Raw genomic sequence first — 17,487 nt, 5'->3', positions numbered from 1 at the left:
CCGCCGGTACGGCTGGCCGCCTCGACCTTAGGCCCGCGGGGGAGCTGTGGTTGCCCTGAGGATCAGTTCATGGCGTGCGACGGCGGATTTCACGGCACCCACGTGGCCGTCAAGTTCATCGAGAAGCATTTTGGTGGCCAGCTCCGCCTGCTCGTCAGGCCGTTGGGCAACCGTCGTCAAGCCCATGGCTTCAGAGAAGTCGTGGTCATCTATCCCTATCACCGACAGCTCGCCGGGTACGTTCACGCCGGCGCGGGCGGCCTCGAATATCACCCCCATGGCCATCTCATCCGATGCACAAAAGATGGCGGTGGGCTTCCGGCCGGGCAGGTTCCAGATTCTTCGGAACGCGTCCTGGCCGCTCAGCAGGGTGAAGTCGCCCCACTGTTCCCACCCGGGCTGCGGGTCCAGGCCGGCCTTGCGCATCACATCGTGGTAGGCAAGGATCCTGACCCGCGGGACATCGAAGTTCAGGTCCGTCTGGTTGTCACCGTGGACCAGGGCGATATCCCTGTGGCCAAGGTCCACCAGGTGCTGCACGGCAACGGATGCCGCGGCGTAGTCATCGATTCCGATGTAGGAACATTCCTCGACGTGTCCGCCCACCACAATCAGGGGGATCTCGATTTTATGCAGATGTTCCAGTTCCTCGTGGCTCAGAGCCATGCAGAGAACCAAGAGCGCATCGATCTGTTTGTAGACCATCGTCTTGTCGAAGAGCCTTACCCTGTTCCCGCCGTGCCCACCCAGGTTGTAAAGGGACAGGTTGTAATTCCGCGCGTAAAGCTCGCGGTCGGCGCCTTCGATGGCTTTGGAGAAAAACCAGCGGCTCACAAACGGCGCCAGGATGCCAATGGTCCTGGTGCGGCCGGTGGCCAGGCCGGAAGCCGATGACGACGCCACGTAGCCCAGGCTGGCTGCGACCTCAAGGATCTTTTGCCTGGTAACCGGAGAGACTTTGGGAAGTCCACGGACGGCCCTGGACACCGTTGCGGTTGATACCCCGGCTGCGGCGGCCACATCCTCGATGCTGATGCCCGTATGGCCGCCTCGCTGCGACCTCTCAGAACTGCCTGCCACTGTATATCCTCTTCGGTCCCTAACGATTACCAGGCCCCCGCCACCCGCCACGTTATAGCAGGGCCGCCCGGCGGAGGCGCACTGTTACGTGCGCACCCGCCGGATGGCAGCACTACCTTCTTGTCAGCCCTTGAGCCCGCCGGCCATCAGACCGCGGACGAAGTAGCGCTGGAGGCCGAAGAACACGGCCAGCGGCACAATGATGGACACGAATGCGGCGGCCGGGTTCAGGTAGTCCCGGTTTCCGCGGGTACCCGAGATCTCAGCCAACCGCTGGGTGATCGGTGCAACGTCCGCTGTGCCGCCGGAGAACACCAACGCAACCAGCAGGTCGTTCCAGACCCAGAGGAACTGGAAGATGGCCAGTGACGCCAAAGCGGGGACGGACAGCGGCAGGATGATCCGCCAGAAAATGGTGGTGTGTCCGGCGCCATCGACCTTGGCTGCCTCGATGACTTCGCCCGGAATTTCCGAGATGAAGTTATGCAGCAGGAAGATACCGAGCGGCAGCCCAAAGATGGTGTGCGCGATCCACAGCTGGGTGTAGGAGCCCGGCGGAATCTGCAGCACCTGGGTGAACAACTGGAGCAGCGGGATCAACGCCATCTGGAGCGGGATGATCTGGAGCGCGAAGACGAAGATGAATCCTGCTTCCCGGCCCCGGAAGTTGCCCCACGCGAAGATGTAGGCCGCCATGGAGGCCAGCACCAGGACAAACACGGTGACGGGCACAACGATTGCCAGCGAGTTGACGAAGTACTGCGAGAGGTTGGCGGACTGCGAACCAGCTGCAGCAGTGACGTCCACGTAGTTCTTGAAGGTGAAGTCCCAGTCGGAGAAGAAGTTCCACCAGCCGTCTGAGCGTGGACCCACCTGCTTCGCCGCGGGCCGGACCGATGACACCAGCAAACCGAAGGTGGGAATGGTCCAGATAACGGCGATGATCACCGCCGCGGCGGTGGCCCAGCGGGACGTCAGCCTGTTCTTGACCCGCCGCATGATGGGGCCGGTATCTTCCGGATCCACGGGCCGGCCACCACTCTTGGCTTTGGTCGCGGTGCGGGTGTTTTTCGCCGCCTCATCCGGCGCTGGCATGACGGTCATCGGATTTCCTTCTGCTGGCGGAGGACGCGGGCGTTGTAGATCACGATAGGCAGAACCAGGATAAAGAGGATCAGCGCGAGGGCCGCACCCCTGCCAGGTTCACCGGCGCGGAACGCCTGCGTATACATTTCATTGGCAACAACCGAGGTGTCGTAGTTGCCGGCTGTCATGGTCCGCACAATATCGAAGACCTTGAGCGTGGCGATGGTGATGGTGGTTAGGACCACAACAAGGGAGCCACGGATGCCGGGGATGGTGACGTTCCGGAACTGCTGCCACGGGTTGGCACCGTCCAGGCGGGCGGCTTCGACGATTTCAGCGGGGACGCCCTTGATGGCGGCCGAAAGGATCACCATGGCGAACCCGGTTTGGATCCAGACCATAACGATGATGAGGAAGATCGTGTTTCCCGGCGCGTCGAGCAGGAACTGCTTGGGGTCCAGGCCCAACGCAACGCGGAGTGCGTTCAGCACACCGGTCTGTTCAATGCCAGGGCCGCGGTAGTCGTACACCAGTTTCCAGATGATGCCGGCACCGACAAACGAAATGGCCATAGGCATAAAGACCAGGGCCTTCAGGACCTTTTCGCCGCGGGCCTTGTCAATGAAGACGGCGTAGGCAAGGCCAAAAACGGTGGAAAGCAACGGGACCAGGATGGTCCAGATGACGGTATTGCGAAGCGTGGCGAGGGCCTCCGGTTGGGTAAACATCCAGACGAAGTTATCGACGCCGTTCAGCTTTCCCCCGGAATCCGTGAACGCCAGGAATGATGTCTGGGCTGCCGGGTAAACCAGGCCAACCAGCAGCAGGATCGCGGCCGGTGCGAGGAACCCGATCACCGTGACCTTGTCTTTGGCGGACTTGGGGGCCCTGTCCACCAACAACATGAGTAGTCCAATGATCGCGGCAAAAATGGCCAGCGCGATCACGACTTGAAGGAGCTTTCCTCCGATGAATTCCAAGGCTCAACCTCCGGGGTGTGCGTGGATCAGAATGAAGAGTGGGGAGCACTGCGCCCCAGCACCTACCGGTGGCTGGGGCGCAGCGTACAGCTGGGAGGTCAGCTCTTGGGCCAGCTGCCTTCGATGCTGTCGGCAACCTGCTTGGCGGGGGTGCCGTTGATCCACGAAACGATGCCCTTCCAGAAGGAGTTGGATCCTACTGCGCCCGGCATGAGGTCCGAACCGTCGAAGCGGAAGACGGTGTTCTCGTCCTGCAGGAGCTGGATGGAGAGCTTATCCAGCTCGGTCTGCGCGTTGGCCGGGTCCAGGCCCTTGTTCGCGCTGATGACGCCGCCGAGCTTCACGCGGTCGTTGGCGAATTCAGAGCTCGCCAGGTAGGCCTGGAAAGCCTGGACTTCGGGGGCGTCGCTGTAGGCGCCGACCATTTCGCCGCCGCCGGTGATGGCCTGGCCCTTGGACTCGTCGATCGGTGGCGTCATAAACGCCCAGACGTCGCCGTCGGGTGCAACGGAGGTGCCTTCGGGCCAGTTGGAGGCCTGGAAGTTGGCCTGGTGGTGCATTGCGCACTGGCCGTCAAGTACCGGCTGGCCGGCCTGGGCGAATCCGGTGGTCAGGATGGAACGGACGTCGCCGAAGCCGCCGTTGACCATCTTGTCATCGAGCAGGATGTCGCCTGCCTTATCAAAGGCGTCAACGATTTTGGGGTCGTTGAAGGGAATTCCGTGGCTGACCCACTGGTCGTAAACCTCCGGTCCCTGTGCGCGGAGGACAACGTCCTCGATCCAGTCCGTGCCGGGCCAGCCCGTGGCTTCACCTGACTCGAAACCGGCACACCAAGGCTTCATGGCGCCTTCATCGGCGATCTTCTTGGACAGGTCCATCATTTCGTCCCACGTTTTGGGGACGGTCCAGCCTTTATCCTCGAACGTTTTCGGTGCGTACCAGACGTAGCCCTTGACGTTGGCGAGCATGGGAGCGGTGTAGAAGACACCGTCCACGGTGCCGTATTTCTTCCAGTCCGCTGACCAGTTCTTGTCCACGGCGTCCGAGACGGCCTGCGGTGCTTTCTTGAGGTTGCCGGCGCGGGCCTGGTCCGCCATCAGGCCGGGCTGCGGGAAGATGGCAATGTTGGGGGCGTTTCCGGCTTTCGCGCGGACACCGATCTGGGTCTCGAATTCCTTGCTGCCCTCATACTTGATGGTTGCACCCGTGCACTGCTCGAAAGCGGCCCAGGTCTTTTCAAGGTTGGTGGCTTCAAGGTCAACGATCGTGGAATAGACGGAAACGGTCTTTCCGTCATGCTTGCCGTAGCTTTCATACTTTGCACAATCGACGGAAGCGTCTCCGGATCCACTGTCCGAGCTACTGCATCCTGTGAGTGCCAGGGCCACAATTCCGGTGGCTGCAATCGGCAGCAGGTATTTGCGGTTCTTCATTACTGGTGACTCCTCGCTGAGTTACGGACCTTACGCCTGGTGCGATTGACGTGGTGACCATCACAGTAGTGGACTCCCGGCAAGAAATGCAAGCGTTTACACCAGCTGTGTCCAATTGGTGATCAAACGCCGGACCGGCCCCCTCAGCGGACCCGTTCCGCCCGTCCAAACCGGGTTCGGGCGCCTGCGCCGATGTGGATCAGCACGGGTGTTTCGCGGCCCACCACGGCGTCCAGCGCGCCGAGGAGGTCAGAGATTTCGGCAGCCAGCAGGTGCGGGGCAACACCCTGGCGCGGCAGGAGCTTGACCTTCAGGGCGGGCATGCCCTTGACGTTGTAGGTCGCCACCGTGGCTCCCGCCAGGTCCGGCCGCCCTGCGAGGGCCTGCCTAAGGGCCTGCTCCGCCACTCCCCCGCCGATGCGGATATCTCCCGCGACCTCGCCTGGATCGTATTCGGAGGCGAGGAGGTTGGACCTGCCTTTGCCCTGCTGCGCGATCCACGCCACCATCAGGCCGATCAGGACCAGCAATGCCAGGGCCACCAGGAGCCACAGCCAGCTTTCCGCGCGGCCCGGGAAACGCGTGGCGTTGAAGGCGGTGTTGACGGAGCTCCAGGTTCCGTCCGCCCAGGGATGCCACCAGGACGCCACGGCAGGCACTGCGGCCAGGAGCACCAGCAGCAGGCCCAAAGCCAGCATCGCGAGGCCCAGGAGGGTGATGAGGATCCGGTTTAATGTTCCCGGGGTGCTGTTCATGCGCCGATCACTCCGGACGGGGTCAGGTTGATGCGGACCTCAGGGGCCGGTTGCAGGTCCATCTGCTCAAGCTCGTCCGCCACGGCCGCCAGGATGGCGTCCTGTTCCACCGGCACGCCGGAGGTGGGGCGGACGTTGACCAGGACCTGCCGGTGCGAGACCACCACCATCACCTGTCCCGGGGTGACATTGGCGGCCAGCCGGGCGCGCCGGGCCAACGATGAGGCGATGACCTCGTCATCCACCACCACGGCATGGTGGCCCGCATGGCGGCCTGGCAGGGCCAGCGGATGCCGGGCCCGGCGCCCGGGCAGGACACCGTTAAGGAAGAAGATCAGGCCGGCCATGGCGATCACCGCGCCGATGGCGCCCAGGAGCAGCGGAGTGATCCCCGCCGGCAGGTCGACCAGCCGTTCGGCTGCCACCTGGGGCTCGATCAGCCAGGCGGGCTGTCCGATGGCGTGCACGGCTGCTTCAAGCAGGCCGTACGCGGCCAGGCCGGCCACCAGCACGGCAGCAAAGATGGCAATGCCCGCCCGGTTTGAGTGGGTTTCGCGGTGCACAATCCTGCGCAGGACGGGGTCCGGTTCCGCGGCACCGTGCCGTTTGGCTTTGCGGGTCCCCTCAGGACCGGTGTCGACGGTGGTCACTTGACCCGTCCTCCTTCGCTGATCCTGGCTCCGCTGATCCTGATGTCAACCCGGCTCAGCTGGGCACCGCTGAGTTCGGTGACCGTGGCAAGGATCCGGGCTTTCGCCGTGACGGTTCGTTCCCAGATGGAGCCGCCGAAGGCCTGAAGCCTGGCCGGATCAGCCGCGGCCGCGCGCAGCGGCGGGATGCTGATGGGCGCCACGAGCGATAGCGCCAGCAGGCCGCCGTCGTCCGCCCAGTCGGCCCGCACGTCCTGGGCATCGCATCCCAGGGCCTGCGCCGCTGCGGCTTTCGCCAGGCTGGTCAGGGCCTGGGTGCTAATCCGGTTGTGGCCGCTGAGCACCTGCCCGGAAACGGCCGGCGCGCCCGGGTTCATGAGGATGAGCGCCGGCCGGTGATGGCGTCCAGCACACCGCGCAGATCAAGTTTGCCCTCCGCTGCCCGGCCCAGCACGGCGCCAATGGCCATAAACAGGAGCGAGATCAGGAAGCCCCACAGGCCGAACTGCAGGGACATAAACGCCACGAACGCGCCAAGTGCCGTTCCTGCGAGAGTGAGGTTCACAGCAGCGCCTCCCGTTCGGTGGTGCCGGATGCCGTTGGTTTGACGGGCGGCGGAACAAAGACGTCCGTGATTTCCACGTTCACCTCGATGACCTGCAGGCCCACGAGTTCCTCGATGGCCCCGTAAACAGCGGCACGCACCTGGTTGGCAAGCGAATGCAGGGGTGTGCCGTAGGAGGCGACGAGGTTGATGTCCACCGCCACCTGGGTTTCGCCCACCTCGGCATGGACGCCGGTGGCATGGTCCGTGCTGCCCACGGCATCACGGATCGCGCCGAGGGCCCTGGACGGGCCGGACCCCAGCGAATAGACGCCGGGGACGGCGCGGGCGGCAATACCGGCCACTTTCGCCACGGCGGTTTCGGAAATGACAGTCCTGCCCGACCCTGCCCCTGCGGCAGGAACCAACGGGGCAGGGCCCAGGCCGCCCTGGCCGGGCTGCGGGTTCTGGTACTCCATCGAAGAACTCCCCCTTCTGTTGTTCATTACCCTATCCCTAGCCCGCGCCGATGTGCTGGAACGGGCCTGCGTCGGGGACTTGAAGCGCCCCCGATGCAGGCGGCCGGGCTAGCGGGTTCCCTTCGCGCCAGAACCGGCCTTGTCGGCGTCGTGCGTGACATGTTCCGCGCCGGCCTCGTCACCGTGGGCCAGGTGTTCGGTGAATTGCGCCTGGACGGCCTCCGCCACCTGGTCCGATACCTGGTCCGCCAGGTGTTCCTGGTAGTGCTCCTGGACGGAATCGTTCACGGAGTCCTGCACCTTTTCCGTCACGTGGGCGGTCATCTGTTCGCGGGCCAGCTTCCGTTGGGCCCGCATCAGCGCCGCGTGTTCCTGGTGGAATGCCTTGGCCGTGGCCACGCACATCAACAGAATCACCACGCTGAAGGGCACCGCGGTGAGGATGGCGGCCGTTTGGATCGCCTGCAGCCCGTCGGCCAGCAGGAGCGCGATGGCTGCTGCCGCTGCGGCCAGCGCCCAGAAGATGCGGATCCAGTTCTTCGGCTCCACGTTCCCGCCGGTGGAAATCATGCCCATGACCAGCGCGCCGGAGTCTGCCGAGGTGACAAAGAAGATGGCGATCAGGACAATCGCCCCGATGGTGAGGACCATCCCGCCCGGAAGGCTGCCCAGCAGGGAGAACAGCGCCCCCTCGGTGTCCACTGTGCCGTCAGCGCTGACCAGCCCGCCGGCACCGAAGAGTTCGCGGTGGATGGCGGCGCCGCCCAGGACGGAGAACCACAGGAAGCCCATCATGGTGGGGACCAGCAGCACGCCGGCGACGAACTGGCGTACGGTGCGGCCCTTGGAGATGCGGGCGATGAAGATGCCCACAAACGGTGCCCACGAAATCCACCAGCCCCAGTAAAACGTGGTCCAGGCGGCCTGCCAGGCTTCGCCTTCGGCGCCGGAAAATGCCAGCGTGTTAAAGGTCAGCCCCACCACGTTCTGCAGGTAGTTGCCGATCGACTGGACGAACTCGCGGAGCAGGAACAGCGTGGGCCCGGTGAACAGCACCACGATCATCAGCGCCCCGGCGAGCAGCAGGTTCGTGTTGGAGAGCCATTTCATGCCCTTGCCCACGCCGGAGACCACCGAAAGGATCGTCAAGGTGATGATGCAGAGGATCAGGCCGATCTGGGTCATCGTGGTGGCCTGCGCTATGTTGGCGTGTTCCAGGCCCGCCGAAATCTGCAGGACGCCCAGGCCCAGGGAGGTGGCGACGCCGAAGAGGGTGCCCACCAGGGCGATCACGTCGATCAGGTTGCCCCAGCCGCCGGCAACGCGCTTGTGCCCCAGCAGCGGTTCAAGGGTCCAGCGGATGGAGATGGGCCGGTTTTTGCGGTGCACCGCGTAGGCGATGGAGACACCCACCACCACGTAGATGGCCCAGGCGTGCAGCCCCCAGTGCAGGTAGGTCTGGGTCAGCGCCTGTTGCGCCAGCGCCACCGGCGTTCCTTCAACACCGGGCCTCGGCGCGGCGAAGTGGTTCAGGGGTTCGGCCACGCCGAAGAAAACAAGCCCGATGCCCATGCCTGCGGCGAAGAGCAGGGAGAACCAGGACACGACCGAAAATTCGGGCTCATCGTCGTCCTTGCCGAGTTTGATGTCGCCGTAGCGGCTCAGCCCGATCCACAGGGCAAACGCCACAAAAACGGCGATGGCTGCAACGTAGTACCAGCCGAACCATTTGATGACGTTGGTCTGGATGGCCCCGAAGGCCTCGGTGGCTGTGCCGGGGAAGAGCGTCGCGAACAGGACAAAAAGGAAAATGACGGCCGCGGCGGGCCAAAAGACCCAGGTGGCAATTTTCTGGCCACCACCTCCGGGCGGCTGGGAAGCCGCTTTCTCCGCTCCCGGCGGATTGCCCTTTTGTGGTTGGCTGGTGGTCCTTGCGCCTGGTGTGGCGGACATTCAGGTTGCTCCTTATGCGCTGTGCAATGCTCAGACTGCTCTTCGAGGTTCAACGTGCAGCCTGCAAGTTTACTGACCGTGGGCGCAGCGCGGCCGGGAAGGCAGGATCCGTTGGCACACCGATGCGGTATTGATACGTTCTTCAGCCATCTGGCGGCGCGGAACGGCTTGTTAAAGAAGAAAAGCACCAGTTCCGAAGAACTGATGCTTCCCAGTGGTGGCTCCGACCGGCGTCGATCCGGTGACCTTTCGATTTTCAGTCGAACGCTCTACCAACTGAGCTACAGAGCCTAGGTGACTAGTCACCTTGAGAGCCGGAATTTCTTCCAACAATCAGAGCGACCCTGACGGGACTTGAACCCGCGACCTCCGCCGTGACAGGGCGGCGCGCTAACCAACTGCGCTACAGGGCCTTGCGTTTCTTGCTGTTACGGCATCGCTACCGTTTTTTTCAAGGCTTCAAGCTTACCAGACAATTTCTGCCTGCTTGACCAGTTCCTTGCGTACCCCCAACGGGATTCGAACCCGTGCCGCCGCCGTGAAAGGGCGGTGTCCTAGGCCGCTAGACGATGGGGGCCAGAACCCGTTCGGAACAAAAGAAAAGGCTTCGAGCCGAGGCTTTCAGTCTTTATCGTTTGCGTTGTCTCCGAACTGGACTCTAAAACTATAGGGCCTAGTTTCGATTTAACCAAAATCGGCACAAACCCCGCCTCCTGGCGCCTGGTTGGGCCAAGATGGAGTGATGGATGCCGTTGCAGCACTGTCCGAAATTGCCTTCTGGCTGGAACGGAGCCGGGCCGCCACGTTCAAGGTCCAGGCCTTCCGGAAGGCAGCCGCCGCCATCGGGCCGCTGGAGCCGGCCGAACTTGTGGCACGGGCCAGGACAGGCAGGCTCAAATCCATGAAGGGCATCGGCGACCGGACCCACCAGGTCATCCAGGAAGCACTGGCGGGCGAGGTGCCGGAGTATCTTGCGGACCTGCGGGACAAAGGGGCCCAGCCGCTGGTATCCGGCGGCCATGAGCTGCGGCAGGCGCTCCGCGGCGACCTGCACAGCCACAGTGACTGGTCCGACGGCGGATCCCCCATCGACCTGATGGTTGCCGCCGCCGGAATCCTGGGCCGCGAATATCTGGCGTTGACGGACCATTCGCCGAACCTGACCATTGCCAACGGGCTTTCCGCCGAACGCCTTACCGAGCAGCTCGACGTGGTGGCAGCCATCAACATCGCCGCGTCGGACGGTTCCACCGGTGGGAAAGCACCCACCAGGGTCCTTGCCGGCATCGAAGTGGACATCCTTGAAGACGGCAGCCTGGACCAGGCGCCGGAACTGCTGGACCGCCTGGACATCGTAGTGGCCAGCGTCCATTCAAAGCTCCGGGCCGACGGCAAAACCATGACCCGGCGCATGCTGGGCGGCATCCGGGACCCGCACACCAACGTGCTGGGCCACTGCACCGGCCGGCTGGTGGAAGGCTCCCGCGGAACCCGGCCGCCGTCGGACTTCGACGCCAAGGAAGTCTTTGCTGCCTGCGCCGAATACGGTGTCGCCGTGGAAATCAACTCCCGGCCGGAACGGCAGGACCCGCCGGACGCCCTGATCCAGCTCGCATTGGACGCCGGTTGCCTGTTTTCGATCGACAGCGATGCCCACGCCCCCGGCCAGCTCGATTTCCTCCAGTACGGGGCCGAACGGGCCGCCAGCAACGGCGTCCCGGCAGAACGCATCATCACCACCTGGCCGTTGGCGGAACTGCTGGCCTGGGCTGCCCCCGCCGGGTAGCCGCCGTGACGTGACCGTTTTCCGCGAGCCCCTGCCCCGCCGGCACGGCTAGATTTGCTGTATGCCAACCACAGGTCCCGCCAGCACACCCGCACCGCCCACCGCCCAGGCCCCACTCAAAGCGCTGGGCATCGCCGCCATGGTGGTGACGGTGGTGCTGTGGGCGTCGGCGTTTGTGGGGATCCGGGCCATCGGCCCGCACTTTTCACCCGGGCCGCTGACGCTGGGCCGGCTGGCGGTTGCCGCCGTCGTCCTGGGCCTGCTGGTGGTCCCGCAACTCATGAAGAGCAGGCTCCTCCCCCACGGCAGGGAATGGCTGCCCATCCTGGCGTACGGCGTGATGTGGTTCGGCGGCTACAACGTGGCGCTGAACGCGGCGGAACATGTCCTGGATGCCGGAACCAGCGCCCTCCTCATCAACGTCAACCCCATTTTGGTGGCCGTGATGGCCGGTATCTTCCTCAAGGAGGGCTTTCCGCGTTGGCTGCTGATCGGCAGCACTGTCGCGTTCGCCGGCGTGGCAGTGATTGCGCTCGGGTCCGGCCAAGGGTCCGGCGGCGGGAACCGGCCGACGGCGGACATGGCGGGCGTGGCGCTTTGCCTCCTTGCCGCCGTGCTCGCCGCCGTCAGCGTCATCATCCAGAAGCCGGTCCTGCGCAAGTTCCCGGCAGCCCAGGCCACCTGGTTCGGCATCCTGGTGGGGGCCCTGTGCTGCCTGCCGTTCAGCGGCCAGCTGCTCGCCGAACTGCAGGCAGCTCCGCCGGAGGCCACCTGGGGCCTTGCCTACCTCGGGGTTTTCCCTACGGCCATCGCGTTCACCACCTGGGCATACGCCCTGTCGCTCATCGACGCCGGCAAGCTTGCGGCCACCACGTACCTGGTACCCGGGACCACCGTGCTGATCTCGTGGTTCCTGCTCGCCGAAATTCCCACGGTGTGGGGCCTGGTGGGCGGGCTGATCTGCCTGGTGGGGGTGGCATTGACCCGGCGCCGGACCCGGAACATGCACGTTACGGCTGCCGCCGTTCAGCGCTAAGGTCGAAGGATGCACGCCAGCCTCCCGCCCGGCCTTCCCATCATTCCCGACGGCCCGCACGAGCCCTATGGCTTCAGCATGGCCGCCGACGAATTCGAGGCCGCTGTCCAGGACGCCCTGGACAGCATCCCGGCCAAGCTGGCAGAGGCCATGGACAACGTGGCCGTTTTCATCGAGGACGACTACGTGCCGGGTCCCGGGGAGGACCCGGATACGGTCCTGCTGGGACTCTACGAGGGTGTGCCGCTGACCGAACGGGATTCCTGGTGGGATGCCGGTTCGTTGCCGGACCGGATCACCATCTACCGCGGGCCCATCCTGGAGATCTGCTCCTCCCGGGAAGACGTCATCCACGAAGTCGCCGTGACAGTGGTCCACGAGGTGGCCCACCACTTCGGCATCTCCGATGACAGGCTGCACGAGCTCGGCTGGGGATAGCCTTAGGAGCATGGGACACGACCACAGCCACACACATGGCCTGACCGCAACGGGCCGGCACCGGAAACGCCTGGTGGCGGTCCTGGTGATCACCCTGTCCGTGGTGTTGATCCAACTGGTGGGCGCGTTCCTGTCCGGCTCGCTGTCGCTGCTGGCGGACGCCGGGCACATGCTTTCCGACGCCGCCGGGGTAACCATTGCGTTGCTGGCCGCGTGGATCGCCGGCCGCCCGGCCAGTGACCAGCGGACCTACGGCTACCAGCGCGCAGAGGTGCTGGCAGCACTGGCCAACGCCCTGATCCTGATCGTCATTTCCGTCATCATCTTCACCGAGGCCATCCGCCGGATCGGCACCGCCCCGGAAGTGCAGACGGACATCATGCTGTTCGCCGCCATCCTCGGCGCTGCGGCAAACCTGGTCTCGCTGCTGATCCTCCGCGGCGCGCAGGAGCACAGCCTCAACGTGCGCGGCGCCTACCTCGAAGTCCTGGGTGACCTCCTGGGCTCCTTCGCCGTGATCGTCGCGGCAGTGGTCATCATGGTCACCGGGTTCCAGGCCGCGGACACCATCGCCTCGGTGGTCATCGCCCTGATGATCCTGCCCAGGGCCTGGAGCCTGCTGCGGGACGTGGTGGATGTGTTGCTGGAAGCCACCCCCAAGGGCGTGGAGGTCCAGATGATCCGCGAGCACATCCTGTCCGTGCACGGCGTCACGGATGTCCACGACATCCACATCTGGACCATTACGTCCGGTGTTCCGGTCTTTTCAGCCCATGTGGTGGTGGAGGACGGTGTGCTTAATGCGCACGGCGCCGACCAGATCCTGGACCAGCTCACCACCTGCCTGGGCTCCCACTTCGACACCGAACACTGCACCTTCCAGCTCGAACCGGCCAGCCACTCCGAACACGAGGCTAACCAGCACGCCTAGCTGTACGCCCGGACGGCTCAGCTCAGGATGTCCTTGGTGGCGAACCGGCCGTAGGCCAGGGCTCCGAACACCGCCACGTACCCTGCCTGCAGCACCGCGTTCGAGGCGAAGGAATCCCACAGCACCGGCTGCCGCAGGATGTCACCGAACCCCAGCCAGTAGTGGCTGAACAGCCACGGATGCAGCCACTCGAGCTGGGGCAGCTGGCCCAGGATCTGGGACACCACCGAAACCACCACGGTGGCGGCCATGGCGCCCACGGGGACCACGGTCAAGGTGGACAGGAACAACCCGATCGCTGACAGCCCGGCCAGCGATACGGCCAGGTAGGCGGCGATCAGGAGGATCCGCAGGGCAGCCTCCGGCGGCTGGATCAGGTCGCCGGACAACAGCGTGACAGGCCCCACCGGGAACAGGGCGGCCCCGATGGCGGCACCGGCAAGGGCCACGGCCAGCGGGGCCGCAACGCAGAAAGCCAGCGCCCCCGCGTACTTGACCAGGAGCAGCCGGATCCGGCCCGCTGGCGCCACCAGGAGGTAGCGCAGCGTCCCGTGGCTTGCCTCGCCCGCGATCGTGTCGCCGGCCACCACCCCCACCGTGAGCGGCAGGAACAGCGGAACGGAAACCAGCATGGCCGTGAAGGCCACAAACAGGCCGTTCTGCGAGATCCGGTCAAGGAAGGCCGGTCCCCGCCCCGCGGGAACGGTGGAGGAAAGCCTGACGGCCACGGCAATGAGCACCGGAATGGCTGCCAGTGCCAGAAGCAGGGCCCACGTGCGCCGCCGGCCAAAGAGCACCTTGAGCTCGGAGCCCAGGAGGGACCACGCGGAGCCGCGCGGGGGCTTGGCAGTGGCGACTGCGGCCGGGCCGGCGGCATTCCGGCGGTCCGTGCCGGGGCTGCCGGCGCCTTGGTTTCCCGCGTCGGGGCTGCCGGCGCCTTGGTTTCCCGCGTCGGGGCTGCCGGCGCCTTGGTTTCCCGCGTCGGGGCTCTCTGCGGTCCGGTCAGCCGGCAACATTGAACCCCTCCCCGGTAAGCGCCACAAAGCGGTCTTCCAGGCTTTCGCGTTCCACGCCGAACCCCCGGACCCTGACGCCCGCCGCCACGAGGTGCGCCACGATGTCTTCCGGCAGCAGGGCGGGGACTGCGGGGCCAGCTGACGCCGGCAATGCGGCCAGCACCTGAACGCCATCGCCGCCCGGTTCAAGGGTGTCCGCCGCGGGGACCAGCCCCAGGCGGACAAGCTCCCGCCAGCCCAGCGCGGCGTCAGGAGTCTCCAGCCGGATCCGGACAGTGCCTTCACGGCGCAGGTCGGCGAGTGGCCCCTGGGCCACCAGCCTGCCGCTGCTCATCACCGCTGCGTGGGTGCACATCTGCTCCACCTCGGCCAGGAGGTGGCTGGAGACGAAAACGGTGGTGCCGTCGTGGGACAGGGCCCGGATCAGGTTCCGCACCTCACGGGTACCTTGCGGGTCCAGCCCATTGGTGGGCTCGTCCAGGACCAGCAGGTCTCGGGCGGACAGCAACGCGCCGGCGATACCCAGCCGCTGTTTCATCCCCAGGGAATAAGCGTGGACCTTTTTCCCGGCGGAGTGGGCCAGCCCCACCCGTTCCAGGGCCTGGCCCACCCTCAGCTTCCGGGTGGCCGGGACGGTGTGGGGCCCGGCCGCGTCCATCCGGTGCAGGTTGGCGGCGCCGGACAGGAACGGGTAGAACCCTGGGCCTTCCACCAGCGCTCCCACCCGCGGCAACACTTTGTGCAGCTCCCCGGGCATGCTGGCGCCCAACAGCTTCACGGTCCCCGCTGATGCGGCGGCCAGGCCCAGGAGCATGCGGATGGTGGTGGTTTTACCGGAGCCGTTGGGCCCCAGGAACCCGAAGACGGTCCCGGCGGGAACGGCAAGGTCCACGCCGTCCACGGCCGCCTGCCGGCCGAAGTGCTTGGTCAGGCCGGAAGTCTCGATGGCCAGGCCGGAAGCGCCGGCCCGGTATCCCCCAACGCCCGCGCTCACTGCGCGGCGGCCGCTGCAGCCTGGAGCCGCTCCCCCGGGACCAGGCCGGCCAGGAGCCGGCCGTCGGCCATGACCAGGACAGTGAAGAGGGGGGTGGACAGCAGCTTTCCGCCGGGCACGTCCACGGCGGCCTGGGACAGCAGCGGGTCCGCCAGCAGCGCGTTGGCGCCGGCACCGGTACCGCCGGCTGCGGGCGCCGGCACGGCCAGCACGCTGGTCCACCCGCTGCCTGCCACAGCCGGCCGCGGACCGGAAGGCGGCGTCTCCGAATCACCGACGTCGTGGGACAAACCGGGGGCAGGCGGCACAATTTCGCGGACGCTGCTGCCGGCCGGCGGCACAAACGTGAACAGCGAATCGTCCGGCGCGCCCAAGGTCAGGGCGGTGAACCCGGACCGGAAGGCCGGTGTTGCGGCTCCGCTGGCCGTGACCTGCACGGACAGGGCCAACCCTGTTTCGCCGTCCACGGCGATGGCGATCCTGCCCACCAGGGTGTCGGCGGTCCTGGGTTCGAGGAGGAGGTTGTAGGCCGCCCTGCCGGCCACCTCAACGTCGGCCCCGACAGAAATTTCGGTGTCCGGATCCGCTGCGGCCAGGAACCGGCCGGCGATGTCCGCCGGGGTGGCGGTTGACGGGTCGCCGGCGCCGCGGTCCGGAGCCTGCAGAACCAGGTGGGCGGCGGAATTGTCCTTGGAGGCGTAGAACCAGACATCCGTTCCGCGGCGCACCATATTGCGTTCGGCGAAGCTGCCGTCCGCCACCTGGACCCGGAGCTTGGCCGGGCCGTCGGCATACACCCGGGCTGTGTGGTCCGCGGCGAGCAGCCCGGCAATGGACGCCACACTTCCGGCGGGACCGTCCCCGGCCGCCGCAGGACCCGACGAAGGCCCTGCCGCGGGGAGGTCCGGCAGGCCAAACTCCGTCGCCTGTTCCAGGGTGCCGGTGAATGACACGGCCGTGCGGGTGTCCATCAGTTCGATGACCTGCGCGGGTGTCCTGGCCGGCAACGGGTCGGCGGCACCGGCGGGCAGCGTCCCCACCAGCACTCCGGCGGCAATCACGACCGGAACCGCCACCGCGGGCAGCCATCGGGTCCACACGCGGGAAACTCCCGGCGGTTTCCGCCGCGGGTGCAACTGACCGGATCCCGGAAGGGGGCTCATAACTTCAAGGGTACGCCTGTCCCTGACGGCGCGCAGGCGCGGTGGGTGCCACCCTGGTCAGGCGGCGCCGAGGATCGGCCCGAAGCGGGCGCGGTCAGCCAACCGGGGATCCTCGCGGTCCGGCACCACCATCACAGGGCCCTTGGCGTGGTGCAGGACGCCGTCGGACGTTGATCCCAGCAGCATTCCCGTGAAACCGCCGCGGCCGCGGGTGCCCACGACGACCAGTTCGACGTGCCGGCCCTCGGCCACGAGGACCTCCACCGGTGACCCGTCGCGCAGCTGGGACTCGGCGGACAGGCCAGGATAGTGGCTCCGCAGCCAGGCCATCCCCGCGTCCAGGGTCACCTGGATGTCCGCGAACAGCGCCTTCCGGTCCAGCGGAGCGGGAACCCAGGCGAGGGAGCCGCTGTATTGCGGAACGGCGCAAACGACACGAAGGGAAGCACCGAGGCGAAGGGCCTGGTCCGCCGCCTCCAGGACGGCGATCCGTGCCTGCTCCGAGCCGTCCACACCCACCACCACCACGTTTTCCACGGGCTGGTGTCCGGATTTTGCCTGTTCTGCCTTGACGCGCCGGTCCTCGGTGGTTTCCCCCAGCCGGTCGGAGCACACCAGGGGCACCGTGACGGTGGGGCACTTGGCGTGGGCGGGCAGGGCGCTGCTCACGGAGCCGAGCAGGCGGCCCACAAAGCCGCCACGCCCGCGGGTGCCGAACACCAGAAGTTCAGCCGACTCGGAGAGGTCCAGGAGCACCCCGGACGCGTCGCCGTTCTCCACGGAGGAACTGACCTCAATGTCGTAGCCGGCGATCTTGTCCAGGGCCTGGCGCACAATGGCCTCGGCGCCTTCCCGGATCACGGAATCGTCAACGGTGGCGTAGCCTCCGTCCAGGCCGGATGCCGCGAAAATAGGGACGGAATACGCGGTCACAATATGAAGCGGCCGACGGCGGCGCACGGCTTCCCGGGCAGCCCACACCAGCGCGCACTGGCCATGCTCTGAGCCGTCCACGCCCACAACGATCCCCTGCGGAGCGGCTGTTTCGCCGCCGTCCTCACGCTCCGGGTCCGGATGCCACTCTTGTGCGCCCATGGGGCCGCCTCCTCGCGATACCGCTGTGATGTTCCGGCCATTCTGCCAGACAGCGGGGCGTTCCC

The 17,487-nt window shown here is 66.1% G+C and carries 18 protein-coding genes and 3 tRNA genes; 4 read left to right on the top strand and 17 right to left on the bottom strand.

What is annotated here, in order from left to right; all coding sequences use genetic code 11:
- Window positions 1-27: 27 nt before the first annotated feature.
- The 13 genes from ACRB8A_RS02650 to ACRB8A_RS02590 form a co-directional block, all read right to left on the bottom strand.
- On the bottom strand, window positions 28-1,080 hold the full coding sequence (locus ACRB8A_RS02650; protein WP_050684933.1) for a LacI family DNA-binding transcriptional regulator: 1,053 nt from the start codon (window positions 1,078-1,080) through the stop codon (window positions 28-30).
- 123 nt (window positions 1,081-1,203) lie between these two features.
- Window positions 1,204-2,184, bottom strand: coding sequence for a carbohydrate ABC transporter permease (locus tag ACRB8A_RS02645; RefSeq protein ID WP_056599996.1), 981 nt, complete (start codon window positions 2,182-2,184; stop codon window positions 1,204-1,206).
- Window positions 2,181-3,146, bottom strand: coding sequence for a carbohydrate ABC transporter permease (locus ACRB8A_RS02640; protein ID WP_050684935.1), 966 nt, complete (start codon window positions 3,144-3,146; stop codon window positions 2,181-2,183). The genes ACRB8A_RS02645 and ACRB8A_RS02640 overlap by 4 nt, the downstream gene beginning before the upstream one ends.
- Before the next feature lie 98 nt (window positions 3,147-3,244).
- Window positions 3,245-4,582: an ABC transporter substrate-binding protein gene (locus tag ACRB8A_RS02635; protein WP_050684936.1), complete on the bottom strand. Its 1,338-nt coding sequence runs from the start codon at window positions 4,580-4,582 to the stop codon at window positions 3,245-3,247.
- A gap of 143 nt (window positions 4,583-4,725) precedes the next feature.
- Window positions 4,726-5,337 (bottom strand): hypothetical protein, encoded by a 612-nt coding sequence (locus ACRB8A_RS02630; protein ID WP_056599993.1) that lies wholly within the window; start codon window positions 5,335-5,337, stop codon window positions 4,726-4,728.
- Window positions 5,334-5,987, bottom strand: coding sequence for a hypothetical protein (locus ACRB8A_RS02625; RefSeq protein WP_050684938.1), 654 nt, complete (start codon window positions 5,985-5,987; stop codon window positions 5,334-5,336). The genes ACRB8A_RS02630 and ACRB8A_RS02625 overlap by 4 nt, the downstream gene beginning before the upstream one ends.
- Window positions 5,984-6,364, bottom strand: a complete 381-nt coding sequence (locus ACRB8A_RS02620) for a hypothetical protein (RefSeq protein WP_050684939.1) — start codon at window positions 6,362-6,364, stop codon at window positions 5,984-5,986. Before ACRB8A_RS02620 ends, ACRB8A_RS02625 begins: the two co-directional genes overlap by 4 nt.
- Window positions 6,361-6,552, bottom strand: a complete 192-nt coding sequence (locus tag ACRB8A_RS02615; protein WP_050684940.1) for a hypothetical protein — start codon at window positions 6,550-6,552, stop codon at window positions 6,361-6,363. The genes ACRB8A_RS02620 and ACRB8A_RS02615 overlap by 4 nt, the downstream gene beginning before the upstream one ends.
- Window positions 6,549-7,010: an Asp23/Gls24 family envelope stress response protein gene (locus ACRB8A_RS02610; RefSeq protein WP_050684941.1), complete on the bottom strand. Its 462-nt coding sequence runs from the start codon at window positions 7,008-7,010 to the stop codon at window positions 6,549-6,551. Before ACRB8A_RS02610 ends, ACRB8A_RS02615 begins: the two co-directional genes overlap by 4 nt.
- Window positions 7,011-7,118: 108 nt before the next feature.
- On the bottom strand, window positions 7,119-8,963 hold the full coding sequence (locus tag ACRB8A_RS02605; protein ID WP_082178233.1) for a BCCT family transporter: 1,845 nt from the start codon (window positions 8,961-8,963) through the stop codon (window positions 7,119-7,121).
- Window positions 8,964-9,178: 215 nt separating this feature from the next.
- Window positions 9,179-9,254 (bottom strand) — tRNA-Phe (locus ACRB8A_RS02600).
- Between the two features lie 48 nt (window positions 9,255-9,302).
- Window positions 9,303-9,376: transfer RNA gene (locus ACRB8A_RS02595), tRNA-Asp, on the bottom strand.
- 91 nt (window positions 9,377-9,467) lie between these two features.
- Window positions 9,468-9,540 (bottom strand) — tRNA-Glu (locus ACRB8A_RS02590).
- Between the two features lie 165 nt (window positions 9,541-9,705).
- On the opposite strand from ACRB8A_RS02590, the gene ACRB8A_RS02585 reads away from it, so the two are divergent.
- The 4 genes from ACRB8A_RS02585 to ACRB8A_RS02570 all read left to right on the top strand — a co-directional run bounded on the left by ACRB8A_RS02585 (window position 9,706) and on the right by ACRB8A_RS02570 (window position 13,154).
- Window positions 9,706-10,749, top strand: coding sequence for a PHP domain-containing protein (locus ACRB8A_RS02585; RefSeq protein WP_432245522.1), 1,044 nt, complete (start codon window positions 9,706-9,708; stop codon window positions 10,747-10,749).
- 61 nt (window positions 10,750-10,810) lie between these two features.
- On the top strand, window positions 10,811-11,785 hold the full coding sequence (locus ACRB8A_RS02580) for a DMT family transporter (RefSeq protein WP_432245521.1): 975 nt from the start codon (window positions 10,811-10,813) through the stop codon (window positions 11,783-11,785).
- 9 nt (window positions 11,786-11,794) lie between these two features.
- Window positions 11,795-12,223: a metallopeptidase family protein gene (locus ACRB8A_RS02575; RefSeq protein ID WP_056599984.1), complete on the top strand. Its 429-nt coding sequence runs from the start codon at window positions 11,795-11,797 to the stop codon at window positions 12,221-12,223.
- A 10-nt stretch (window positions 12,224-12,233) separates the two neighbouring features.
- Window positions 12,234-13,154, top strand: coding sequence for a cation diffusion facilitator family transporter (locus ACRB8A_RS02570; protein ID WP_050684945.1), 921 nt, complete (start codon window positions 12,234-12,236; stop codon window positions 13,152-13,154).
- 17 nt (window positions 13,155-13,171) lie between these two features.
- On the opposite strand, the gene ACRB8A_RS02565 is transcribed toward ACRB8A_RS02570, so the two are convergent.
- The 4 genes from ACRB8A_RS02565 to ACRB8A_RS02550 form a co-directional block, all read right to left on the bottom strand.
- A complete protein-coding gene (locus tag ACRB8A_RS02565) occupies window positions 13,172-14,170 on the bottom strand; it encodes an ABC transporter permease (protein WP_432245520.1) in 999 nt (332 codons plus the stop codon).
- Window positions 14,157-15,164, bottom strand: coding sequence for an ABC transporter ATP-binding protein (locus tag ACRB8A_RS02560; RefSeq protein ID WP_432245519.1), 1,008 nt, complete (start codon window positions 15,162-15,164; stop codon window positions 14,157-14,159). The genes ACRB8A_RS02565 and ACRB8A_RS02560 overlap by 14 nt, the downstream gene beginning before the upstream one ends.
- Entirely contained in the window at window positions 15,161-16,264 is a 1,104-nt protein-coding gene (locus ACRB8A_RS02555; protein ID WP_432245518.1) for a LolA family protein, read from the bottom strand. The genes ACRB8A_RS02560 and ACRB8A_RS02555 overlap by 4 nt, the downstream gene beginning before the upstream one ends.
- Before the next feature lie 120 nt (window positions 16,265-16,384).
- Window positions 16,385-17,422, bottom strand: coding sequence for a universal stress protein (locus ACRB8A_RS02550; RefSeq protein ID WP_432245517.1), 1,038 nt, complete (start codon window positions 17,420-17,422; stop codon window positions 16,385-16,387).
- Window positions 17,423-17,487: the final 65 nt, after the last annotated feature.

The sequence above is a fragment of the Arthrobacter sp. G.S.26 genome (assembly GCF_050847375.1).
GTDB lineage: Bacteria > Actinomycetota > Actinomycetes > Actinomycetales > Micrococcaceae > Arthrobacter.
The sequence above is the reverse complement of the archived record's forward strand: the minus strand, read 5'-3'. Positions and strand labels throughout refer to the sequence as shown.